Here is a 23,530-nt window from a genome sequence, read left to right on the forward strand (position 1 = left end):
CTTGCCTTTCTATTTTCTATCTCTCTGGATAGAATTAAATAACTTTCTGACGCTTAGCAACCATTCAACTAGCGTTCTTGCTTAAATGAATCCATCAAGTCCATAAATTCGTCAAATAAATAGCTGGCATCATGCGGACCGGGTGCTGCATCTGGGTGGAATTGCACTGAAAATCCGGGAAGGTATTTGTGACGGACGCCTTCGACAGACTTGTCGTTGATTTCCTCGTGGGTAATCATCAAGCAATCCGGCAGTTCCTCGCGTGACACTGCATAACCGTGGTTTTGACTGGTAAAATCAACACGTCCTGTCGCAATTTCGCGCACGGCATGGTTAAATCCACGGTGACCGAATTTCATCTTGTAGGTCTGGGCACCATTTGCCTTCGCATACAATTGATGGCCCATACAAATACCGAAAATCGGAATCTTCCCTTGAATACCACGAATCATATCAAGCGCCTCTGGAACATCATCTGGGTTCCCCGGTCCATTGGACAACATAACACCGTCTGGAGCCAGAGCCAAAATTTCCTCTGCGGTCGTGTCATAAGGAACGACAGTTACATTGCAATCACGCTTGGCCAATTCACGTAAAATCGAATGCTTGAGACCAAAATCGACCAGTACAACGCTCCGACCGACACCCGGAGCAGGATAGGCTGTCTTGGTAGACACCTGCTCAATATTATTGGTCGGCAAGACTGTCGCCCGTAGCTGATCGGTCAAATGTTCAACACTATCTCCAACATTAGCCAAGGTCGCCTTCATCGTCCCGTGCTGACGAATAATCTTGGTTAAAGCTCGCGTATCAATCCCTGAAATACCGGGAATTTTTTTAGCTTTCAAAAATTCATCCAAGGTCAATTGGTTGCGCCAATTACTAGCACGACGGGCCCACTCACTGACCACCACACCCTTACAAGTTGGCGTGATAGATTCGTAATCATCGCGATTGATACCATAATTTCCTACCAAAGGATATGTAAAGGTCAAAATCTGACCGTTATAAGATTGGTCGGTAATGGACTCCTGATAGCCTGTCATTCCAGTAGAAAAAACCAGCTCTCCAGTCACATCAATATCCGCTCCAAAGGCCTCGCCCTCGAAAATTGTTCCATCTTCTAAAATTAATCTTCTTTTCGTCATATCTACCTCGTTGATTCTCTCAGGAATCCTTTAACGTTTTGAAATTATATTCACAAAGGGGGCAGAAAACCAGCCTTAGTTAAATGTGCCGAGCTGTGAATACAGGTTCTATACCTTACCATTTACAATCGCCTCCAAAATCGCCATTCGGACAAAGACGCCGTTTTGCATCTGACGAACAATCCGCGATTTGGGAGCCTCTACCAGCTGGTCATCAATTTCAACATCACGATTGACAGGCGCAGGGTGCATAACAATCGCCTGTTCCTTCAAGCGCTTGTACCGTTCCCCCGTCAATCCATGTAGACGATTATAGGTTTCTTTTGAAAAACTTTCTGATCCATCGTGGCGCTCATGTTGGACACGCAGAAGCATCAAGACATCCACTTCCTCGACAATATCATCAATCGCAACATGTTGACCGTAGACATCAAATTCCGCCGAATACCACTCTTCTGGGCCGGTAAAGTAAATATCTGCCCCCAGTCGCTTGAGGATTTGCATGTTGGACTTTGCAACCCGCGAGTGAGTAATATCGCCTGCAATGGCAATTTTCAGATTTTCAAAGGTGCCAAATTCTTCATAAATGGTCATCAAATCCAGCAAGGACTGGCTTGGGTGTTGCCCAGAACCGTCCCCACCATTGACAATGGAGGTCTGGATGCTCGGACTATCAATCAATTGTTTGTAGTAATCAACCTCGGAATGGCGGATGACACAAATATCAACGCCCAAGGCTGACATGGTTAAAATGGTATCGTACAAGGTCTCGCCCTTGTTGACCGAGCTGGTTCGAGCATCAAAGTCAATCATGCCCATATCCAAGCGCAGCTCCGCCATTTCAAATGACTTATGCGTTCGCGTCGAATCTTCAAAGAAGAGATTGGAGGCATAATACTTCCGACTTAATGTAACGGACTCGCCTTTCTTGAAAGCCAGTCCGCGTTGAATGAGACCCAACACCTCTTCATTCGAAAGTGTTTCCATTGTTACCAAGTGTTTGAGAGAAACCTTACCATCTACAATTGTCATGATACTACCTGCCTTTTTGTGCCTGACCTATTCTGCCTCTACTAATAAAACTGCGTCATGACCGTCAATTTCAGTCATGTGAACGATAATTTCCTCCACCCGACTGGTCGGGATATTTTTCCCAACATAGTCCGCACGAATTGGCAATTCCCGGTGGCCACGATCGACCAAGACAGCTAAACTAACACGAGCAGGTCTGCCCAACGATACGAGATTGTCAATGGCGGCACGAATGGTACGTCCAGTGTAGAGAACGTCATCCACCAAAATAACATCACGATCATTGACATCGGCGGTGATGCTGGTGGTATCTTCTTCTACTTTCACATCGTCGCGGAAGGGCTTGGTATCTAATTCTCCCAGAGGAACATCAATTCCTTCCAACTGTTTCAGACGTTCTTGAATCCGTCGGGCAATGAAAACACCTCGTGTCTTGATACCAGCCAAGACGATATTGTCCAAATTCTTATTGCGCTCGATAATCTCATAGGTGATACGGGTAATTGCCCGTTTCATGGTCATATCGTCTACGATTTCTTTGGTTTTCATTCTAAACCTCCATAAATATGATACAAAAAAACTCTCCCTTTCAGGAGAGTTCAGAAAATACAGGACCAGTGCATGAAAAACTCCAACAGAATTTCCCATCTTGTATGTCCACATTTGCTCAATGCTCTCCTTGCCTGTCTCGCTGGACAGCACTTAAAGGATCTCTAGCATCAGTATAGCACACTTTACCTACGGCGACAAATTCTTACTATAAAAAATTTAATAATCTTCGTATTTTGCTTAGAATGGTGCTGATTGAGCCAAAAAAGACTGTGGTTTTAGGGATTTTACACCCGCCAAAACATAACCAAAGAGCAGATAGGTCACAAAGATAATGGCGCAGTAGGTCAAAACGTAGTTCCAGCCATACTTGGGAACATTGAGAAAGAAATAGGCAAATGGACTATCCTTGGCGTCAGGAATAGGAATTTTGAGGAAAAATCCATTGACCAAGCCAAAAGCCATGTAGGCAAGTGGTAGACTGGTCCACCAAACGGGGTCCAACCGCTTGTACTGTCGCTGCCGATCGACAATAATCGTATCCAGCAAGAAATAAATGGGAACGATATAGTGGCAGAGAAGATTTTCCACGCGCCAAAAATGCTCAGCCAGCGGTGCCAACATGATATGATAGACCACACAGGTTATCATGATGGACATAGTCACACCAGCCTTGATTCGCAGAAAGTTCTGGTCTTGCAAATTTTGGCCCTTGTTCATGGCATAGACCATATAGACCGCAAACACAGAAACCAGCAAGTTGGATTGCACCGTGTAGTACATAAGCATGCCAATACCATATTTAATGATTTCTAGAGCTGTTCCCGTAATCGCTAAAGCAGCCAGCAGACAGCGACTGTAAAATAAAATACTTTGATTCTTCATACTATCCTTTCTTATGTTAAAACCTTTTTCAAACTTTCCTGAGGTGATGGCGGACGGTAGTAAACTTTCTTGTTTCTAGGTTTACTCCTCAAACAGTCCCCCAGACCATTTGGGCTACCTACGGAATTCCATACCTGTATTTGAGACATTTGTCGCTTTTTTATTTCCAAGCAACAACCTACAAAGGTCTGGGAGTCCTTTGGAGCCCGAAATACTCCGAATGCCTGAAACGATAACGTTTCAGGCATTTTCATCATAGCGGAAAGTCGTGGTTTGGGCTCGCTCCGCTCGCAAAATAAAATAATTTTTTGTTTTATTAGCAGAGCTACTCAGATTATTTGAGCCAATACATAGTTTGTCTACGTCTTGAAAAGACTGGATTTCCCAGTCTAATTGCTAAATCTTCTTCACAAATTCTGATTTGAGTTTCATGGCTCCGAATCCGTCGATTTTGCAGTCGATATTGTGGTCGCCTTCAACGATGCGGACACCTTTAACGCGCGTGCCCTGCTTGAGATCCTTCGGTGCGCCTTTGACTTTCAAATCCTTGATCAGCGTCACTGTATCTCCATCAGCCAAGCGATTGCCATTGGCATCAATAGCGACTGGACCGCTCTCTTCCTCAGCAACCTCGGCTGGGTTCCATTCGTATGCGCATTCTGGACAGACCAAAAGCGCGCCGTCCTCATAGACATATTCTGAATTGCACTGTGGGCAATTTGGTAAAGTTTCCATTCTCGTTCTCCTTCTTTTTCATCTGTATCAGTCTATCATCTTTTTGGAAAATGGGCAAGATGCTCTTATTGTCACTACTGAGTGGCTTGACGTAGTTTTTCCAATGTTTCTTGGAAAATAGCTGGCGCATCAGCCGTAAATTCTACCAGCTCTCCCGTTCTCGGATGGGTAAATCCAAGCGTCTGAGCATGCAGAAATTGACCCTGCCCCTTGAGCGTTTTACGTGGTCCATAGGCCTCATCGCCAGCCACAGGATGACCGATATAAGCCATGTGAACACGGATTTGGTGGGTTCGTCCCGTTTCCAAGGTTAATTCAACCAAGGTATAGTCACCGAAACGTTCCAAGACTTGAAAACGTGTGACTGCTTCCTTGCCATTGGCTGTGACTGCCTGTTTCTTACGATCTTTCTCCGAACGACCAATCGGTGCCTCAATCATACCGCGGTCATTTGGCAGATTGCCGTGGACAATGGCAATATATTTGCGGAGGGATTTCTTGGCTTTCAATTCCTCAGCCAACCTGGTGTGGGCCTCGTCATTCTTTGCAATCATGAGAAGACCAGATGTGTCCTTGTCAATCCGATGGACAATTCCTGGACGAAGCACACCGTTGATACCTGATAAGTCCTTGACATGATACAAAAGAGCATTGACAAGTGTACCAGATGTATGACCAGCAGACGGATGCACGACCATGCCCTGTGGCTTATTGACAACCGCAACATCCGTATCTTGATAGACAATTTCTAAAGGAATATCTTCTGCTACATAATCGATTTCTTCCACTTCTGGCACCTGATAGGAAATCATATCTCCTGCCTGCACACTATACTTAGCTTTCTTGGCTTGACCATTGACCAAAACCTGCCCAGCCTTGATTTGCTCATTGGCAACCGAGCGGGACAATTCCGTCAAATCCGCCAAAGCCTTATCCAGACGAACACCGCCTGTCTCAACTCTTACTTCCATTACTCTCTTCTTTCATGATACAAATAAACAGGAGCCCAACTCCCACCGACAGACACATATCAGCCACATTAAAGACCGGGAAATTGATAAAATCCAGCTGGAACATATCCACCACGTAGCCCAGACGGACACGGTCGATAAAATTTCCCAAAGCCCCCGCCATCATCAAGGACAAACTGAACAAGGTCAAGAGATTTCCCTTGATATTTTTGACATAATACCAGACCAAGCCAATCATGACAACTACTGTAACAATGGTGAAAAACCACTGCTGTCCCTGCAAAATAGACCAAGCCGCACCATAATTTCTCAGATAGGACAAACTCATAAAACCTGGCAAAAATTCCCGACTGGCGTGCAATTCAATATTGGCTACGGTCCAAGCCTTGACCAACTGGTCCACACCGATAAAAGCCACTGCCAAAAGTGGCAATCCAAACTTACGCATTTTCTTCCTTCTTCTTATCAAAATAAGCCTGCATGGTATCGACAAAATCAAGCGCACAATGGCTCAGTTCATCGCCAGCCCGCTTGACATAGACCATGCGGTTATCCACCTTCCCCTTAAAGGGAATGACCGTAATCCCATTGACCGACTTGTCGTCCAAAAATCCCGAACCCGTCGCATAGGCGTCCGTCCGCTCTAGAATCCCGTTCAAGGTAGCGCGATCCGTCACATCAAAAACAACCGACGAATCCGACGTGTCAATCAAATTCTCAGAATAATAAAGATAAGCCTCTTTTTCTTGGGTAAATCGGACCGTTGGCAAACCAACCAAATCCTCAGCCTCAATCTCTGCCTTTGCAGTCAAAGGATGATCCTCCCGCAGGTAGATATGGGTCTGAAACTCCGCCAACTCAATCGCCTGCAAATGCAATTTGTCCAGCTTTTGCATAATCCCCTTGGTATTGCGATCGTTGAGATAAATAATTCCCAGCTCACTATACCCCTGCGCCACCTCATCCAAAATTTGTACCGTAGTCGACTCAAAAATCCGAAAATGTGGATATTGAGGATGCTGCCGAGAAAAATCCGTAATCAAGGGAGGCAAGAAATCATAGTGCTGACTGCTGATAGAAAAAGTTTTTTCACCTTCTTCTGATTGCAAATAAAGATGCTCAAATTGATCAAAGCCCTTGACTAAACTCTGAGCCTTCTCATAAAATTCCATTCCTTTTTGGGTCAAAAAAGTTCCAGAACTGGTCCGACTGAAAATCTGAAAACCTAGCTCTTTTTCTAAATCTTTGATGGAAATGGATAGGCTAGGCTGAGATACGTACATTTTCTCCGCTGCCTCACGAAAAGTCCCGCTGTTGGCAATCGCCACCACATAGCGCAATTGTTGAATATTCATCAACTCGTCCTTTCTTCATTCCATTTTACTATCTTTCTATTATACCACATAATAAAACCACCAGCAAAATTGCTGGCGGTAAGTGACTATAACTTTTTAATCATGATAAGACAGGGATTCCATTCGTCCCGCAAGTTTGGAAAAACTTCCAACTTAGCAAAGCCACAAGAGTGATAAAAGCCAATCGTCTGATCATATTCTTTATAATGCTCTTGGTCAACCGTTTTGACTTGTAGATAGGCATAAGATTTTCTCGCCTCTCCTTCTAATGCTTGCATCAACGCTCGTCCCAGTCCTTTTCGATGATGAGATTTTTTAACACCCATACAGTGAACTTCCCCACAATCGTCGGAGGTGCTCGTTAAGGTTACGAATCCTACTGGCTCATCTTCGTCAAATGCAGCCCACAACGGCAGCAAACTCCCATCCTGGATATATTCTTTAGTGCTTTCAGGTAAGCCAAACCACTCAGGTAAATCTGCTAATACCGTTTTAATAATCTCAGCTTTTTCAACTGAATCCCTTATTGCAACAATCTTCATTATTTTCTCCTTTCGGAGGTTAATTTGCCCTAACCTCCTTACTCTTGATTCCTTGTTTTCTGAAATATCTTACTATTCCTTTCATTTGAATCGCCTCCCTTCATTCTATTATATGGTTATTCTAGCATCTATTGCCCTTGTCAGTCAACCTATATTTACATGTTCATTTTCAACTGATAACTTTTTATATAACTACCAATGCCTGACCATTTCACACCAAGCCCTTGGTAAATGAAAAATGGGTATCAAAACAAAAAAAAGGCCTTCCGAAATCTCGGAAAGCCTATTGTTTGCTATTTCTAGCTCAACTCTCTCTTTTATTTCAAGGAGAGTTGCTAAAAAGGTTCGAACCTTGCCTTTCATTTAATTCAAAAAGGCAAGAAAAAATGGTCCACTGGACCATTTTTTTACTTAGCGATTGGGTAAACAGATACTTGTTTCTTATCGCGACCTTTACGTTCGAAGCGTACAACGCCTTCTACTTTAGCGTAAAGAGTGTCATCTCCACCACGACCTACGTTAGCTCCTGGGTAGATTTTTGTACCACGTTGGCGGTAAAGAATTGAACCACCTGATACAGTTTGGCCGTCAGCAGCTTTCGCACCAAGGCGTTTCGCTTGTGAGTCACGACCGTTTGACGTTGAACCTCCACCTTTTTTGTGGGCCATAAATTGCAAGTTAGCAAGATTCAAGTTTAACATATGTTATTCCTCCGAATTTCTGTAATGATTGCTTCAAGCTACGCCTTAAGCGTTGATAGCGTTGATAACAACTTTTGTGTAAGGTTGACGGTGACCTTGTTTGCGGTGGCTACCTTTTTTAGGTTTGTACTTGAAGGTAACAACTTTTTTCTGTTTACCTTGTTTTTCAACAGTACCAACAACAGTAGCGCCTGCTACGAGTGGAGTACCCACAACAGTTTTCTCACCACCAACAAGAACTACTTCTTCGAAAGTAACTTCTTGACCTGCTTCAACGTTCAATTTTTCAACGTAGATAGCTTGACCGACTTCAACTTTAACTTGTTTGCCGCCAGTTTTAATGATTGCATATGTGCTCATTATGCACCTCCTATGAATTTTAGGGCTCAGCCCGAATTTAATGTGAAGACTCGCCTAGTACCGTGGGACGAACCACTTAAACGGTAGTCGTGCGGTTGCACAGGGTGTGCATAGTCAACACTCCAATTATAACAAAAACACCTGCAAATGCAAGTGTTTTGTATGATTTTTTTACATTTCAAAAACTTCGCTCTCCTGCTTGTTTGGCAAGAAAAGTGAAAGAACGATTCCGACAAGAGCAGGCAATAACCATGCTAATGATTGTCCGGCCAATGGCAGAGCTGAAATGATTGTTGAAATAGCTGTCCAACCAAATTGACCAGCCAAAACTTCTACCAATGACAAAGCTGTCACTAGTCCCACAGTTAATTGCATACCGTAAGTAGAAAGCGGTACAAATTTGTTAACAATGGTAATCAAGACAATACAGATGGTAATTGGATAGAGAACCAAAAGAACAGGAACTGAGAAAGTGATGATATTGTTCAAACCGAGGTTGGCAATCCCAAAACCAATCAAGGTAAAGACAGTTGCATACACTTTATAACTAAAACGTGGGAAACGCTCCGCGAAAAATTCACCTGAAGATACGATCAAGCCAGCTGTTGTCGTGAAACATGTCACGATAACCATAGCTGCCAAGAAAATCTGTGCACTTGGCCCAAAGATGGCTTGTGTTGCTTGCGAAAGAATGTAAACACCTTTGTTAGTATCTGATACCAAAACATCAGCAGGCACAGGGAAATGATTTCCTAAGAAAGCCAAACCAACATATAGTGCTGAGAAAGCTAAGGCCACAACAAGACCAACTGACCAGATGGTTGAGACGTATTCCTTCTTGCTAGAGAAACCAAGTTGTTTTAAGGTATTGACCGCTACCACACTAAAGGCAACCGCCGCAAGAGCATCAAGGGTATTGTATCCTTCAATAAATCCTGTACCAAAGGCCTGTCCAACTGAATAAGCTTCTGCTGCTGGCAGAGGACTGGTCGAACCATATTTGGCAATACCTAGCACCACCAAAATCACAATCAAAATAGCAAAAACAGGGGTCAAAATTCGTCCGATACTGTTCAAGATTTGAGACGGTTTAAGGGCAATCAGGTAGGCTGCCACAAAGTAAAGAGCTGTAAAACCAAACAACCAGAGACTCGGATTCCCATCGCCCAATAATGGCGCAATACCAATTTCGAAGGACGTTGTAGCCGTACGCGGAATGGCAAAGAAGGGACCAATGGCCAAATACAAGGCAACAAGATAGCCCGTTGCAAAAGCCGGTGAAATCTTGCGAGAAATTTCATGTACATAACCTTTGGGATTCAATGTCCCGACAATCAGGGCAATGACAGCAATACCGACACCTGACACAACAAATCCTAATATAGCTGGCCAGAAATTCTCACCAGATAAGACACCAAGTGCAGGTGGGAAAATCAAGTTTCCTGCACCAAAAAACATACCAAACAGGAGTAATCCTGTTAGAGCTCCTTTTTTCATAAAAACTCCTTCTTATCTTTTTCGAAAGTCCATTATACCACAAAAATTCGATTTTTTCCGAACGTTAGGTTATTAAGGTAACGACACCTAAGTCAAATAATTAAAAAACGCATCAAATCAAGTTAAAATTAACCTTCATTTGATGCGCGAATGAATTTCTTTCTAAAGCTGTCTATTCTTTCCCAACCGTGTCAGACATTAAACTTCATCAACAGTTTACAGTAAATCTTCGATTAAATTGTCAATCTCATCTTTTGCTTCCACTTTTGGAGTAATTTCTGTCACAATAATTCCTGCAACAGCACGTTCTACCAATCCTTCTACATCCATGCGAGCTTCGTACTGCTCGACATGTTTGATTTTCGGATTGGTTTTTGGACGGTCAGGGGCAAAGATGGTACAGCAATCCTCAAATGGCTGGATGGAAATATCAAAGGTATCAATTTCCTGAGCAATATCAATGATTTCCAACTTGTCCATGGTCACAACTGGACGGATAACAGGTGTATTTGTCACCGCATTGATAGCCTGCATGGATTCCAGGGTCTGACTTGCCACTTGTCCTAGACTTTCACCATTGATAATAACCATAGCACCACGCTCTTCCCGTACTCGGTCTGTAATCCGCATCATGAAGCGGCGTGTCAAGGTCATCAAATAAGCTTCAGGTGCTTTTTCCTTGATTTCTTCCTGAATTTCTGTAAATGGTACTTCGATAAAGGTGATATTACCACCAAAGGCAGTCAATTTACGGGTCAAATCATGGGCTTTTTTAAGAGCACCTGGACTAGTGTATGGAGGGCTAGCAAAGTGAAGAGCTTCAATTTCTACCCCACGTTTCAGTGCTAAATAGCCCGCAACAGGCGAATCAATACCACCTGATAACATAAGCGTTCCTTTTCCAGATGTTCCAACTGGAAGACCGCCTGCCCCCTTGATTTCTTCATGGGAAATATAAGCTGCGTCTGGACGGATTTCCACTCGCAAGGTAATATCTGGCGACTTCATCTGTACCTGTACATTTGGAATGGCTGTGAAAACCACATCTCCTAGGACTTGGTTAAGGTCACGGCTATCCAATTCAAAGCTGTGGTCGCTACGACGCGCAGCAATCTTGAAGGTCATCCCTTCCTTGTAAATGGACTGCATAATCTCCACAACCGCTTCTTTCAAGGCTGGAACAGACTTCTCAATCTTATAAGACGGTGCGAAATTTTGGATCCCAAAAATCTTCTTCAAAGAAGCTGAAACTTCCTGATAATCTGCCCCGTTCAAATAGACATGACCACGATCACGGTCAAAATAAACGGTCACTTCTGGGTAGACAGAAAGGACATGTTTGATATTATTGCGGAGTTTGTTGACAAACCGCATCTTGTTTTTCCCTTTGGTTGACAATTCGCCATAGCGAATCATAATTTCTGAATAGTTCATTCTACCTTACTTTCTGTGTATTGTGATAAATTTGCTTGAAAATCGTGAGGAATTGCTCGATTTGCCCCATGTCATTATCATCGTCTAAGCTGATACGGACGGCCGTTTGAGCCAGCTTCTGCGGTACTCCCATGGCAATCAAGGTTCCAGCCGGTTTTCCAGCCTTGGACGAGCAGGCTGAAGTGGTCGAAATGTAAATCTGGTGGTCTTCAAAGGCATGGACGATGACTTCACCACGGATATTTTTAATGCCAAAGGTCAAAATACTTGGTGCAAAATTATCCATGCCTGAAAAAACAGTCACATGGTCAAATGTGCTGAGTTCTTCCAAGAGGATTTGCTTCATGGCAGACAATCGTTTCTGGCTATCCTGCGCCTTGTCCAAACTGAGGCGGAGCGCTTTAGCAGTTGCTGCAATACCAGCCACATTTTCCGTTGTTGATCTCTTGTCACTCTCTTGACCACCGCCTGTCAAAAGCGGAGAAATTTTCTTACCAGATTTGACATAGATAAAGCCGACTCCACGAACTGAATGGAATTTATGACCAGAGAAGGTCGCAAAATCAACGCGTTCCGTCAAAAATCGTTCTGTCGGGATTTTAGTGATAGCCTGAACAGCATCCACGTGGAAGGAAATAGTCGGTTTGTCCATCAGCAAGTTTGAAATTTCCGCAATCGGCTGGATAGAGCCAATTTCATTGTTGACTGCCATGACGGATACCAAAATCGTATCGGGACGTAACAAGCTCTCCAATGCCGAAACGTCCACAAACCCTTGGGCATTGACCGGCGCAAAATCCACCTCAAATCCCTGCGATTGGAGCCAAAGGGCGGATTCCTTGACCGCTGGATGCTCAATGTCAGACACAATGATATGCTTGCCCAAATGCGACCGTTCAAAGGCAACCCCCTTGAGAACCCAGTTGTCCCCCTCTGTACCACCAGAGGTAAAAAAGATTTCCTTGCTATCCTTGCCTAGCAATTCTGCAATTTGCTTACGGGAGGCCTCTAAGATACGGGTCGCCTGACTGCCCAAATTGTGCAGACTAGACGGATTGCCCCAAATTTTTGTCGCTACTTCTGTATAGGTCTTGAGCGTCTCAGGATAGACCTGAGTCGTCGCTGCGTTATCAAAATAAATCATGATATCATTCCTTTGTTTGCAATAGTCCTATTTTATCACTTTTTACCAGCTTTTGCCAACCATCACTACGAAAAGACAGCCCACGGACTGTCTTGCATACCTATAAAATTTCTTTCAACCGTTCGATGTCAGCCTGGCTAGTTGACCAGCTAGTTGCAAAGCGTATGATACTGTGACTATCATCATATTTTTCCCAGAAACTGTAAGCAATGCCTGATTCAGACAATTTCGGCAACTCTTCATTTTTGACAATAATAAACTGCTGATTAGTCGGCGAATTGAGATAAAACCGATAGCCTTTTTCAACTAAAACTGCCTTGAGTTGCTCTGCCATGTCGATCGCATGCCGTCCGATGCTCATATAGAGATCATCAGTGAACAATCGATCAAACTGGACTCCAATCAATCGTCCCTTAGCTAACAAGGCACCGTGATGTTTGACAATAGATACAAAATTCTTTGGCTGATTATTCTTTGTAAATACAAGAGCTTCTCCCAACAAGGCGCCAAGTTTTGTCCCTCCGATGTAGAAGACATCTGTCAGCTCTGCTATGGCCTGCAAATCAAGATCCGTATCGCGTGCAGCAAGCCCATAACCCAAGCGAGCACCGTCTAAAAAGAGCGGAATATTGTGCTGCTGGCAAACTTTGGACAAGTCTTCTAACTCTGTTTTGCTATAAAGCGTACCATATTCAGTCGGGTGAGAAATATAAACCATTCCTGGATGAACCATATGGGCATGATTAGCATCAGCATAGAAATCTTTGATGAAATTATCAACCTCACTTGCCGTTATTTTCCCTTCATGATGCAGCAGTGTCAAAACCTTGTGTCCAGAAAATTCAATAGCACCTGCCTCATGTGTAGAAATATGGCCTGTATTTGCGGCAATCACACCCTCATAAGAAGCCAGCATGGAATTGATGGCAATCTGATTGGTCTGAGTACCTCCAGCCAGAAAAGTGATTTGAGCTTGAGGACAAGCGATCGCCTTTCGAATTTTCTCAATAGCTGACTGGGTATATTTATCCGTTCCATAGCCAGATAAACCTTCTTGGTTGCTAGCAACCAAGGCTTCAAGCAGAACTGGGTGGGCACCTTTGTTGTAGTCATTTTCAAAATGTAGCATGGTTGGCCTCCAAAATCAAAAGAATATAGAAAAAGCCTGCACACCAGGCTTCTTCTACTATTTAGTCCACCCTGAGGGAATCGAACCCCCATCTCAAGAACCGGAATCTTACGTGATATCCATTACACTAAGGGTGGAAAGGAAAAACTTGCGCAAGGCAAGTTTTTAATCGAATTACAATTCAATGTCACCGAAAAGGTCTGCCATTGAGAAACCAGTTTGTGTTTCTGGCAATTCGAAGTCACGTTTTTCTTCGCGTTTTTGACGACGTGGACGTGGTGCACGTTTTTCAGCTTTTTCTTCGCCTTCAGCTGCTGCTGGACGCTCTTCCAAAGCCTTAATAGAAAGTGATACACGCTCATCAGCTGCATTCACTTCAAGAACTTTAACAGTAACTTCTTGACCTACTGACAAAGCATCTTTTGGATTTTCAACACGTTTGTGTGAAATTTGTGAGATGTGTACCAAACCATCGATACCTGGCAATACTTCAACGAAAGCACCGAAGTCAGTCAAACGTTTCACTTTACCTTCAATCACATCACCAGCTGCCAATTTTTGCTCAACGCCGTCCCACGGACCAGGCTGTGTAGCTTTCAATGACAATGATACGCGACCTTCAACTTCGTCGATAGCAAGAACTTTAACTTCAACTTCTTCACCAACAGTAACTGCTGATTTAGGAGATACGTTACGCTCATGTGACAATTCAGTTAAGTGAACCAAACCATCAACACCACCAAGGTCGATGAAAGCACCGAAGCTAGTGATACGAGCAACTTTACCAGTTACAACTTCACCTACTGACAACTTACCAAATACTTCTGCACGTGCTGCTGCTGCTGATTCTTCAACAACGTCACGTCGTGACAAGATGAAGCGGTTTTCTGCTGGATCAACTTCTTTGATTTTAGCATCAAATTCTTGACCTACAAAGCGCTCAGTGTTACGAGTGAAACGGCTATCGATCATTGAAGCTGGGATAAATCCACGAAGACCTTCAAATTCAACTGCAAGACCGCCTTTAACGGCACGAGTAACTTTAACTGTAACAACTTCGTCTTCACGACCAACAAGCTTGTCCCATGCTTTACGTGCTTCCAAACGTTTCTTAGAAACAAGATATGTAACAGTGTCAGTATCTTTCCCTACTACTTGACGAAGCACAAGCAATTCAAGTGTTTCACCAACTTTAACAAGGTCGTTGATATCAGCATCACGGTCGTTTGTCAACTCACGAAGAGTCAATACGCCTTCTACACCAGTACCTGAAATAGCTACATTCGCTTGACCAGCATCAACTGTCAATACTTCTGCAGTTACGACATCACCAGGTGTAACTTCGCTTACACTGTTCAACAAATCTTCAAATTCGTTCATTATAAATAAACCTCCGACAATCGGGCCTCCCGACCCAACATAAAATATATTTTATTAAGGCACACGCAAGGACAACAACAATATGGACATCTTTGACGAATTAGGATAAACCTAATACCTTGACTGGGGTAGCTGGATTCGAACCAACGCATGAGGGAGTCAAAGTCCCTTGCCTTACCGCTTGGCGATACCCCAAAATACACCACTAAGATAACGTTCTGAAATGAACTCGGGCTAAACGCTGTGTAAAAAAGATAAGTTGCCTAGCAAATCAGGATTTGCTGTCAACTTCCTATTTTTACTGTGCGTTTGACGCCCTTAGTATCTTAGATATGGAGAGAGAGGGATTCGAACCCCCGAACCCGAAGGAGCGGATTTACAGTCCGCCGCGTTTAGCCTCTTCGCTATCTCTCCGCGCACTAACATTCACTATTCTACCATAGAATAGTGATAATTACAAGTCTTCTAATTGCTTAAATTGTAATTTTCGATAATATTTGCTACTGCTGATTCCAAAGATTTATAAAAACTATCAACAGCTCCGTTTTTTACCACTGCAAGATTTTTTTCTTCAAATTCAGCAATCTCACCGATAACTTTTTTTCCGATAACCAAACGATAGCCTGAAAATTCTTCTTTATTAACCACAACCTTGCTATCTTCTAGTTGGATTTCAATTTTTTTATCTTTTTTACTCATTTTAAAACCTCACTTTTACTATTCTACAAAAAAATAGAAGAGCATGCAAGTGCAAGCGCTCCTATTTTACTATTTGTTCGGATTTACATTTTTTACTATGATAAACAATTATTTTTTACCTTCTCGATACAATTGCTTTGTCTTGTAGCCTTGTTCTAAAATATCAACCATTTCAGCCAGACGCTTGTTCTACGTGGCCTCTGTCTTGGCTGAGTAAACATACCTGGCCCAATCTCGTTGATAGCCTGGCGTTAAACTCTGATAAAAGCTCAATTCTTTTGGATGATGTTCCAAAAACCCCTCAATGTCTGCGACCTTATCCAGATAATCGCCTACTCTGGCTGACGATCGACTGCTTGACTGGACCTTTGTTTCTGGTTGGAATTTGACTGCCACCATGGTGTAGTTGTCATCAAGCGCTACCATTCGATTGAACTTGTAGGCTGTGCCCTTGATATAGCCATCCTCATCAGTAACTTCTAGATAGGGAAAAATGTGATCTCGATGAATGGGAGCGTGCCCTAGCTTGTTTTTATTTTTGGGATAGAAGAGATAAAGCTAACCATTTTCAACTAGGAGATGTTGTGCAGATGCCTGCAAAATTATGTTCTTCATCTCCTCTAAGCTATAAACGTAGGCTAGCCCAAGCTCAAGTTTCTCCGCTACTTCTGTCGGAAAGCCATAGCCATCAAAAGCAGTTTCTTCCTCCTGCGCTGGTTTCATCATAGCCACATCTGTGAACTTATCCAACTTTAGCTTTTTCAATAAGGTTTCATCCATGATTTTACTCCCCTTTTTGACGGTGGTATTCAATAGATTTGACCAGAATTTCCTCTAGAACTTCCATATCAATGTCTGCCAATTTATTAACATAGACACAACCAACTGCTGCCTTATGCTTGCCCAAACGGTCCAATAGCTCCTGGCGTCCAGGCAGATTTTGATCAATATAAAGACTAATCTTGGCCTGTCTGGCCGCAAAAGCGAGAATGGGTGAATCTCCTTCCGTCCCACTATCATACTTATAATGGTAGCAACCAAAGCCAATAATGCTGGGATACCAAACGACAGCTTCCTCCTGGCTGATGCGCTGGTGCAATTCTAGTAATTTGTAGGCATCTTCCTGCTTACGGACTGTTTTCAATTCTGCAAACAATTCATGGACCGACTGTCCAGTAGGGGAAAATTTTGACATAGATTTCCTTTCTGATGAGTGGCTCTAATAATATCCAAGGATTATAAAATTTAGTTACAACATTTCCCTAGTTTTATATCCAAGTGTACGTAGACTATCTTGCATCTATTTTCTCCTTAATATCTTGTTTTATTTTTGATAGTACAATTGATTTTAAAACTAAATTCCATCCAATATTTGGAATTAAAGAGTGTTTTTGAAAAGGTATCTTGGTCTTCAATTCCAATTTTTCTAAATAATCACATAATTTTTCAGAAAAAATATACTGATCAATCCGATTATCCTCCAAAAAGGAAAATTGAATATACTCTCCAAATAAGTAAAGCTTTGATATTCTTAAACTCTATAGAACTGAAATCCATTATAGTTTCTTTTATGAAGTCATTATATTTCATACTCTCTTCTCATTCTATACAATAATTTTTCTTTTATTATATCACATTTCACATCTACTCATTTCCCTTTCTCTCCACTTTCAGGGGTAATCATTTAAACGATTTAAAGGTAGTTACGTTTCTATTCCCCAAAACTCCTTGTCAATGGAAATAAACACGTACCCACAGGGTAAATGGAAATAGAATTGGATAATTTCTAGCTATCACTTCTACTCCCTCTAAAAATTTTCTTACTCTGATACTTCCCCACCCCAAGCTAAAAAGCCTTGTCTCCAAGGCTTTTCAATATGCTTTCATTCAAAGGTTTCTAGGCTTTCACCAGCAGAGCGACTACCTCATAAGGAGGATTGGTGGTAAAAACAATCACATTCCGCTTTCGCATCCCTCTCATTTTAACTTCGGACACCAGAAAAGACGATAGATTTTGGGGTATGATACTCCATTTCTATCGCCTTATATCTTTGAATTCAGTTTTATTCAGTTTTATTAAGTTTCGTTCACCTCGACCAATCTGAATGTCGGAGAAGCATATAAAATTGTATTCCCTTACTAGCTGAAAAAACTTTCTTTTTTCCTTAGAAGTTTAATTATTATTACAAGGGAAATAACCACCTCTAAAACATATACCCCTATCAATACTATAGGCAGAATTTGAACTTCTGCAAGGCTACCGCTGAGCAATATGTAATCCCAAAGAGAATGGAAAATTATAGGGAACAGTATTTTTCGTGTGTCCAAATACATAGCTCCTAAGAACACTCCCATAACAAAGGTTGAGCAAAGTTGTCCCATTAGCTCGGAGACTGATAGACCTCCTATAACATTTATTAAATGTAATGCACAAAATAGCACTGAAGATAGCAGTATGGCAAGAGCCGGATTCATCTTCTTCGCCATTGCACCAAGCAATATCCCTCTGTACATGCCTTCTTCAGCTATTCCAATCAAAGCAGTATCTATTATCAATATAACAAATGCTAAATCCGGACTAAATCCTCTGACAATTGAATATAGTCCAAACCCTACTACAGGGATGAACAAAAGTGCTGAAAATACATAGCTCGGCTTGCTTTCTGAGTGCAAGGTTAATTCATTTTTATTTTTTATGCCGTAGTACAAAACCAATATCGCTAATATAAACATAAACGGCAAAAACTTCCTGCTGAACTCCGTTGAATTATATGGAGTATTTAAGAAATGATTACTTATAAAAAGTCCTATTCCCATTATAATCATATACGCTGTTAATAAAATATAGTTCTTCTTCATATACAACCTCCTGCTTTCATCTATCAAAAAGTCCTCCAATTATTTGCTTGAAGTGCTTTGATTTTGCCTCTAAGTCCACTACAATATAGAGATAGCTATATGTAAGCCATTCTAATTCATCTGACTAATCAATTATTCTTTCTATGGTTCTTACCAATCAATCCAAGCAACATAAACAAAGCAACAACGCCTGTCACCAAGTAAAAACTAATGTTGGAGCTATCTCCGGTTTCCGGAGCTTTATATTTCTTAACTACCGTAGGAACATTTGCAGGAGGATTAGTTTTGTTATCCTTATCATTTTTAACAGAAAGCTTTATAACGGCTTCACCCTCATCCAAATCTTTTACATTAACTTTTACAGGTTCCTTATTTAAAACATATCCGTTAGGAGCCTTTGTTTCAACCAATATATACTCTTTGTCATAATCCAGCTCATCAATTATAGCCTTACCGTCAGCCCCTGTTGTCACAGTTTTTATAGGTTTACCTGAGCAGAGCCGACTTTTACCAAGAATAAATCAAATGTTGCATTTGCCAATCCCATATTACTTTTCAATATCTTCTTTTTGAAATTTTCTAATCATACCTTTACCATCCAATCTGTTCCATTCTATTAATAATAAATAGTTTTTGCAAGCAGTAACATTAGTCCTGTCCAATACAGAACTAAATCCTTTCAATAATTATTTGTCCAACTTTTTGGGGTCAGTACATTCTAAATCTTTTCTTTTTTATTTGTATCAGAGCGTAAAAATTCTAGCACGTCCTGATAAATAGTTTCTTTATCTCTTTCATTAAGTATTTCATGTCTCATACCTTTATAAAGCTTGCTTTTAATGTTTTTATATCCAAGACTTTTTAAGAATCCTTCTAAACCCTTAAACTTTTCGTTTCCTTGAATAACAGGATCATCTTCTCCAGCTATTAAAAATATTGGTAAAGCAGTGTTTTTTGGTCTCCAGTCTTTGCCATTGTACGCTGATTTTAATAATTTAAAAAGATTGATAAATGCATTTGTAGTAAATATAAAACCACAAAGCGGATCTGCATCGTATTCCTTGACTGTGTCTGGATTAGCGCAAATCCAATCTAGCTGGCTTTCATATCCCTTGCTATATTGACCGGCTGATAAAGAATTAAAAAATTTATTGGGCTTATATTTGCCATAAAAAACACTGCTTATTTTTGCTAAAAATACTGCAAATCCCGCTAATTTATTCTCAGTTGGTGGCCCACATAAAACTATTTTATCAAGCTCGTAATCGTATTTCTTTAAATAATTTCTAGAAACAAGAGTGCCCATGCTATGACTAAATATTGAAATACTTAACGAAGGATATCTTTCTTTTAAGTATTCTGTCACTTGATAAGCATCGTCAACAATAACAGAGCTGTCCTCTGTATAAAAATATCCTAAGTGAGATGAGTCTTTAACGCTAGCTCCGTGACCTCTATGGTCATGAATCGCACAGACATAACCGTTTTGAGCTAAGTAATTCATAAAATCGTAGTATCTTTCTTTATGTTCTGACATTCCATGAACTAACTGAACAATTCCAATAGGATTAGAGCTTGGCTCTATAATAGCAAGTTCGAGCTCCAGTCCATCTCGCTTAGATTTAATTTTTTTAGTAATCATAATTTCACCTACTATCTAATTACAATATAATTATTAATACACTTCGTTTACGCTCGTGACATCAATACTACACTCTCCACATGTGTAGTCTGGTCCTTGAGAATACAATTTTTTATCCTCGTCACTGTTTTGAGGACACAATTTATCTGTTTCTAGTTTAGCATTTTTACGTTTACTTTTAAATTGTTTACCATCCTTGTTTTGAGTTTCACCTGTTTTGAATATTATGGTTAACATTGCAGGATCAATTTCTCCGTCGCTATTAACTCCACCTACAATAATTTTCTCAACAATACTTTCAAAAACTGCACGATCAAACTCCGTAAGCATTTTCTGTGAAGATAGCAAGTGCTTAAACTCAGTTAGTCTTTTCTTTACATCGATTTCTGATTTTAAGGTTGTTTCAATATTTACCTTCTCTTCTGCTAGAAACTCTTTTTCTGAGGAAATTTCATTGTACTTTTCATTGTATATGGTATCGCTAATTTTCCCTTTGAGCCTTAGATTTACAAGATTTTCCTCTTTTTTTAGTAATGTTCGAAGTTTGTTTGTAATCCTTTTTAATTCCTTGCTAAGGCTATTGTCATTCAATTCAGATTCAATCGTTTCAAGTAAGTCTGTCATTAAGTTTTCATTTGAATGATAAAGTTGTCTGTAAGCTTCCATGAAAGCCCCCTCAATAGCGAGCTCTTCTAATCCTTTACTATGCTTACAAAATTTCTTTCCTTTCTTTATCGATGTAACACAGTGCCACACAACCTTACGATAATCTGAACGGCAGTGCCAACTTCTTCTAGATAATATTGAACCACAAAAACCACATTCTAACATGCTACTAAAAGCATACATTTTTGAATAGCGTTCACGCTTACCATTTACATTTGCAGCAGTCTTCTTATTTCCTGCTCGACGCAGTCTAATCTCCTGAGCTTTCTCAAAGTCTTCTTTAGATATTATAGGTTCATGATTATCTTTGATGTAGTACTTATCTTCTTCACCAAAATTACTTAAACGTCTCTTGCTTATTGGATCCACTGTAAAAGTTTTGCCCATTAGAATATCGCCTTTATATTTTTCATTCTTTATGATTCCTATACTTTATATTCATAAAGTGTGTGCTCTGCGAGGCTGTCGGCAGTGCCGACCAAAACCATAAAACCTTTAAGACCTTTCTTTTTTTTACGAGAAAAAAGAAACAAAAAAACCTGCCCTCTGCCACCTCAGCAAAGGGGGGTTTTGCTCTCGTGCTCGTTTAAAAATCAGCAAGGGACAGGTAGTATTTTTTGAGAAGATCACTCAAAAAATCTCCACCTTTAAACCCTTGCCAATTTTTATTTTGTCCGTTTTGTCTAGCTTACCGAAAGCCAGACTCAGCAAGAATAAAATTTTTATTGTCTTTCGGTTTTCTAGTGTAACGGACAAAACCACTCAAAATAAAAAAGATACAAGAGAGGTCTCTCGTATCTTTTATTCAGCAATCGCGCCCTTTAATGGAACAAAAAGATTTGAATTCCTGTTATAAAAAAAGGATCAATTTTGAACTCTCTCCCAAAGTTGATCCCTTAACGATTTAGAAATCCCTTTGAGAATGTTTATATACATTCAAGGTAACCAGCCAACTAATGACAATGATTCCTGAAAAAAGTAATAACAAATTACTATACAGATAAGTTGACTGATCAACTTCCATAGGTAACAACCTTTGATCAAGTAAGGGTATGGATAATAAACCACCTACAATTGCAATACCTGTTCCCTCTGATAAAAAGCTGGTAAAGTTAAGCAAACTCATTCCAGCACCAGCTTCCTGCTGTTTCAAGCTACTTGAAACAATTGTTGATATAACTGTTTTGGTGAACGAAAGCCCACCTAAAACAAATACGATTATAATTGTCATGAACCATGATGTTGTTTCTAAAAGAAAGGAAGCAGTTAAAAAGCTAACAGAAAGAAATGTAACTCCGATGTTTAACACGTATAAAGGACCTCTTCTATCAACAAGTATCCCACCAATGTAGCCGAAAATAATGACACTCATTGTTCCAGGGAAAATAATTACACTTCCGATTTCGGCAGTACTTAGCTGGTGAACATCTTTCATCATATAAGGAACCATAGAGACAAACCCTGCTACTGTTCCAAATATAATTCCCCCACAAAGAACTCCAATCATAAAAGGTATATTTTTCCCTAATCCGGGATCAACAAAAGGATCTGTTACTTTCCTGATATGTTTTACAAATATCAGGAATGACAGCACGCTAACGATAAGAAAAGAAATGCTATATGATGTTGTAAACAACATAAAAAATACAATGCCTACAGACATTAGTATAATTCCTTTGATATCAAAATGACCTTTTATCCTTACTTCTTTCTTTAATAATTTCATAAGAAACGGAACAGTGATAATTGTTATCATAGGAATGAGTAGAAGATAGGACCAATGAATATAATGGGCTATCATTCCACCAATAGCTGGACCGATACCTTCTCCCATAGCTACTATGGAGCCAATAAGACCAAACGCTTTACCCCTATTTTCCTTTGGAATATAGCGCGCAACTACAACCATCACGAGTGCTGGAAATGCAGCTGCACCAGCTCCTTGAATAAATCGAGCCAGAATAAGTATGGGAAAAAAAGAATGTCCAACAAACCCAATTACCGACCCGAAACAATTTATTATAATTCCAAATAGGAGTAACCTTTTGATGCCTAATTGATCAGATAGCTTTCCATATAGAGCTGTTCCAATAGAAAAGGTTAACATAAAGGCTGTGTTCACCCAGCTTGTACTCGCCGGTGATTTATTAAAATCATTTGCAATATCAGGTAATGAGACGTTCAAAACCATTTCATTTAATACGCTAAAAAAAGATAAAATGCAAAGCCAAATTAAAATTTGGTTGTGTCGTAAAAATGATACGCTTCCCTCTTTTAATTGAACCCTGTTACATTCATTACACTTCATAATTAATTCCTCCTAAACTTGATTAAAACATTTTACCACATATAAACTAAGTTTTAAATTCAGTATTTCATCACTTATACAACAATATGGCCCGTTTGTTGAACTACTCTTTAATAAAATAATTTTTCCGTTCCCAATTCCACATTGCAATAATAGAAAATCCATCTTCATCGGCTTTTTCGTCATCATCTGTATGAATCAAATCGCCTTCTTCTGTGTCATCAAGGTTTAATTTTTTATGTATTTCTTTTAACAAACCACCATAGGAGATTAACCTTTTACGGTGTAAACCTTCCTCCAAATCAGACAAACGTTTCAAATTCTTTTCTTCATCATCGGTCATAAAATCCGTATCCTTTACAGGATATTTTGCAGTTTCGTCAATTGCCGATTGTATATCCGATTTATATTTATTTTTCGGTCGAATCATTTGAACTTTTACATTTGGATCATAGTCTAATTTCATTGCCTTTTTCCAAAATTGAATCCATTTC

At 40.5% G+C, this 23,530-nt stretch carries 25 protein-coding genes, 3 tRNA genes, 1 pseudogene and 1 other annotated feature; all 29 genes and pseudogenes read right to left on the reverse strand.

Features of this window, described 5'->3' with window-relative positions; translation table 11 throughout:
• Window positions 1–68: 68 nt before the first annotated feature.
• The 29 genes and pseudogenes from ACHBID_RS01570 to ACHBID_RS01710 all read right to left on the reverse strand — a co-directional run bounded on the left by ACHBID_RS01570 (window position 69) and on the right by ACHBID_RS01710 (window position 23,523).
• Window positions 69–1,148 (reverse strand): carbamoyl phosphate synthase small subunit, encoded by a 1,080-nt coding sequence (locus ACHBID_RS01570; protein ID WP_105110138.1) that lies wholly within the window; start codon window positions 1,146–1,148, stop codon window positions 69–71.
• Between the two features lie 108 nt (window positions 1,149–1,256).
• Window positions 1,257–2,180, reverse strand: coding sequence for an aspartate carbamoyltransferase catalytic subunit (locus ACHBID_RS01575; protein ID WP_105160891.1), 924 nt, complete (start codon window positions 2,178–2,180; stop codon window positions 1,257–1,259).
• A gap of 27 nt (window positions 2,181–2,207) precedes the next feature.
• Window positions 2,208–2,729 (reverse strand): bifunctional pyr operon transcriptional regulator/uracil phosphoribosyltransferase PyrR, encoded by a 522-nt coding sequence (gene pyrR, locus ACHBID_RS01580; RefSeq protein WP_105123364.1) that lies wholly within the window; start codon window positions 2,727–2,729, stop codon window positions 2,208–2,210.
• Between the two features lie 240 nt (window positions 2,730–2,969).
• Window positions 2,970–3,614 carry a Pr6Pr family membrane protein gene (locus ACHBID_RS01585; RefSeq protein ID WP_394731460.1) on the reverse strand — a complete coding sequence of 215 codons (645 nt, stop codon included), beginning with the start codon at window positions 3,612–3,614 and terminating at the stop codon, window positions 2,970–2,972.
• 396 nt (window positions 3,615–4,010) lie between these two features.
• Window positions 4,011–4,349, reverse strand: a complete 339-nt coding sequence (locus ACHBID_RS01590; protein ID WP_394731461.1) for a zinc ribbon domain-containing protein YjdM — start codon at window positions 4,347–4,349, stop codon at window positions 4,011–4,013.
• Between the two features lie 74 nt (window positions 4,350–4,423).
• Window positions 4,424–5,320: an RluA family pseudouridine synthase gene (locus tag ACHBID_RS01595; protein WP_394731462.1), complete on the reverse strand. Its 897-nt coding sequence runs from the start codon at window positions 5,318–5,320 to the stop codon at window positions 4,424–4,426.
• Window positions 5,304–5,768: a signal peptidase II gene (gene lspA, locus ACHBID_RS01600; protein WP_394731463.1), complete on the reverse strand. Its 465-nt coding sequence runs from the start codon at window positions 5,766–5,768 to the stop codon at window positions 5,304–5,306. Before lspA ends, ACHBID_RS01595 begins: the two co-directional genes overlap by 17 nt.
• On the reverse strand, window positions 5,761–6,675 hold the full coding sequence (locus tag ACHBID_RS01605; protein WP_105110131.1) for a LysR family transcriptional regulator: 915 nt from the start codon (window positions 6,673–6,675) through the stop codon (window positions 5,761–5,763). The genes lspA and ACHBID_RS01605 overlap by 8 nt, the downstream gene beginning before the upstream one ends.
• 86 nt (window positions 6,676–6,761) lie before the next feature.
• Complete coding sequence (locus ACHBID_RS01610; RefSeq protein WP_394731464.1) at window positions 6,762–7,217, reverse strand: GNAT family N-acetyltransferase; 456 nt, start codon at window positions 7,215–7,217, stop codon at window positions 6,762–6,764.
• Between the two features lie 407 nt (window positions 7,218–7,624).
• Entirely contained in the window at window positions 7,625–7,918 is a 294-nt protein-coding gene (gene rpmA, locus ACHBID_RS01615; RefSeq protein ID WP_009909754.1) for a 50S ribosomal protein L27, read from the reverse strand.
• A gap of 45 nt (window positions 7,919–7,963) precedes the next feature.
• Window positions 7,964–8,278 (reverse strand): 50S ribosomal protein L21, encoded by a 315-nt coding sequence (rplU, locus tag ACHBID_RS01620; protein WP_002941330.1) that lies wholly within the window; start codon window positions 8,276–8,278, stop codon window positions 7,964–7,966.
• Between the two features lie 36 nt (window positions 8,279–8,314).
• Window positions 8,315–8,385 (reverse strand) — a sequence feature (ribosomal protein L21 leader region).
• A gap of 64 nt (window positions 8,386–8,449) precedes the next feature.
• Window positions 8,450–9,775: a branched-chain amino acid transport system II carrier protein gene (brnQ, locus tag ACHBID_RS01625; RefSeq protein ID WP_394731465.1), complete on the reverse strand. Its 1,326-nt coding sequence runs from the start codon at window positions 9,773–9,775 to the stop codon at window positions 8,450–8,452.
• Between the two features lie 216 nt (window positions 9,776–9,991).
• Window positions 9,992–11,209, reverse strand: a complete 1,218-nt coding sequence (gene thiI, locus ACHBID_RS01630) for a tRNA uracil 4-sulfurtransferase ThiI (protein ID WP_105123371.1) — start codon at window positions 11,207–11,209, stop codon at window positions 9,992–9,994.
• A gap of 1 nt (window position 11,210) precedes the next feature.
• The gene (locus ACHBID_RS01635) at window positions 11,211–12,353 is read right to left on the reverse strand and encodes a cysteine desulfurase family protein (protein ID WP_105123372.1); all 1,143 of its coding nucleotides are present in this window, start codon (window positions 12,351–12,353) and stop codon (window positions 11,211–11,213) included.
• A gap of 100 nt (window positions 12,354–12,453) precedes the next feature.
• Window positions 12,454–13,482, reverse strand: coding sequence for a threonine aldolase family protein (locus tag ACHBID_RS01640; RefSeq protein WP_394731466.1), 1,029 nt, complete (start codon window positions 13,480–13,482; stop codon window positions 12,454–12,456).
• Window positions 13,483–13,547: 65 nt separating this feature from the next.
• Window positions 13,548–13,619 (reverse strand) — tRNA-Arg (locus ACHBID_RS01645).
• A gap of 37 nt (window positions 13,620–13,656) precedes the next feature.
• A complete protein-coding gene (gene rpsA, locus ACHBID_RS01650) occupies window positions 13,657–14,862 on the reverse strand; it encodes a 30S ribosomal protein S1 (RefSeq protein ID WP_105111014.1) in 1,206 nt (401 codons plus the stop codon).
• A 123-nt stretch (window positions 14,863–14,985) separates the two neighbouring features.
• Window positions 14,986–15,057, reverse strand: a tRNA-Gln gene (locus ACHBID_RS01655).
• Window positions 15,058–15,195: 138 nt separating this feature from the next.
• Window positions 15,196–15,276, reverse strand: a tRNA-Tyr gene (locus ACHBID_RS01660).
• A 51-nt stretch (window positions 15,277–15,327) separates the two neighbouring features.
• The gene (locus tag ACHBID_RS01665) at window positions 15,328–15,561 is read right to left on the reverse strand and encodes a DUF2969 domain-containing protein (RefSeq protein ID WP_105111013.1); all 234 of its coding nucleotides are present in this window, start codon (window positions 15,559–15,561) and stop codon (window positions 15,328–15,330) included.
• A gap of 189 nt (window positions 15,562–15,750) precedes the next feature.
• Window positions 15,751–15,987, reverse strand: coding sequence for a YdeI/OmpD-associated family protein (locus ACHBID_RS01670; RefSeq protein ID WP_238140782.1), 237 nt, complete (start codon window positions 15,985–15,987; stop codon window positions 15,751–15,753).
• A 132-nt stretch (window positions 15,988–16,119) separates the two neighbouring features.
• Window positions 16,120–16,341 carry a hypothetical protein gene (locus tag ACHBID_RS01675; RefSeq protein ID WP_238140783.1) on the reverse strand — a complete coding sequence of 74 codons (222 nt, stop codon included), beginning with the start codon at window positions 16,339–16,341 and terminating at the stop codon, window positions 16,120–16,122.
• A 4-nt stretch (window positions 16,342–16,345) separates the two neighbouring features.
• Complete coding sequence (locus ACHBID_RS01680; RefSeq protein WP_105123374.1) at window positions 16,346–16,756, reverse strand: DUF1801 domain-containing protein; 411 nt, start codon at window positions 16,754–16,756, stop codon at window positions 16,346–16,348.
• A 944-nt stretch (window positions 16,757–17,700) separates the two neighbouring features.
• On the reverse strand, window positions 17,701–18,420 hold the full coding sequence (locus ACHBID_RS01685) for a CPBP family intramembrane glutamic endopeptidase (protein ID WP_105123376.1): 720 nt from the start codon (window positions 18,418–18,420) through the stop codon (window positions 17,701–17,703).
• A gap of 128 nt (window positions 18,421–18,548) precedes the next feature.
• Entirely contained in the window at window positions 18,549–18,938 is a 390-nt protein-coding gene (locus tag ACHBID_RS01690) for a SpaA isopeptide-forming pilin-related protein (protein WP_105160879.1), read from the reverse strand.
• A 200-nt stretch (window positions 18,939–19,138) separates the two neighbouring features.
• Window positions 19,139–20,062 carry an alpha/beta fold hydrolase gene (locus ACHBID_RS01695; RefSeq protein WP_105111008.1) on the reverse strand — a complete coding sequence of 308 codons (924 nt, stop codon included), beginning with the start codon at window positions 20,060–20,062 and terminating at the stop codon, window positions 19,139–19,141.
• Window positions 20,063–20,095: 33 nt separating this feature from the next.
• Window positions 20,096–21,157: pseudogene (locus tag ACHBID_RS01700) on the reverse strand (recombinase family protein); the annotation flags it as partial.
• A gap of 475 nt (window positions 21,158–21,632) precedes the next feature.
• A complete protein-coding gene (tet(L), locus tag ACHBID_RS01705) occupies window positions 21,633–23,036 on the reverse strand; it encodes a tetracycline efflux MFS transporter Tet(L) (protein ID WP_105160878.1) in 1,404 nt (467 codons plus the stop codon).
• A gap of 103 nt (window positions 23,037–23,139) precedes the next feature.
• Window positions 23,140–23,523, reverse strand: coding sequence for a protein rep (locus tag ACHBID_RS01710; RefSeq protein ID WP_269089472.1), 384 nt, complete (start codon window positions 23,521–23,523; stop codon window positions 23,140–23,142).
• Between the last annotated feature and the right edge of the window lie 7 nt (window positions 23,524–23,530).

It is taken from the genome of Streptococcus sp. A25, from assembly GCF_043674095.1.
In the GTDB taxonomy this organism is placed as follows: Bacteria; Bacillota; Bacilli; order Lactobacillales; family Streptococcaceae; genus Streptococcus; species Streptococcus suis_V.